Origin of the sequence: Acinetobacter sp. BSP-28 (assembly GCF_044130285.1) — a bacterium.
Lineage (GTDB): Bacteria > Pseudomonadota > Gammaproteobacteria > Pseudomonadales > Moraxellaceae > Acinetobacter.
In genome coordinates, this window is record NZ_JBIQOB010000081.1 from 1 (window position 1) to 377 (window position 377).

The 377-nt window shown below is 40.8% G+C and carries 1 protein-coding gene; it reads right to left on the reverse strand.

The window, feature by feature from the left end:
* On the reverse strand, positions 1-353 hold a 353-nt coding region (locus ACE01R_RS17850; protein ID WP_395552813.1), incomplete at its 3' end, for a transposase family protein.
* Positions 354-377 lie beyond the last annotated feature (24 nt).

The window sequence follows — 377 nt, forward strand, 5'->3', positions numbered from 1 at the left end:
AAATTAAAAAGATTGGAGCGAATCAGGCAGTCTTCAACATGACGTACAATTCGTGAGGCTGTGGGCTCTGAAACCCCGTAACTCGTCGCAACGTGAAATAAGGTTCGGTATTCCCGCCAATAGCTCAGACAGAGCAGAACCTGATCCTCCAGGCTTAACTTGGGCTGTCTGCCTTTAGCTGGAACATGCTTCTGCAATTGCTCAACCATTAAATAAAAGGTTGACCATGAGATGCCCGTATATCGCTTAAACTGTGTTTCAGAAAGCTTCTTTGAATTGATGTATTTCATCCGCAGATTATGCACGAATGCTAAGAAAATTAGAGTGAAAATATCAATCAAAAAGGTGGTCATTTTTTGATTTATGAAAGAGATCTA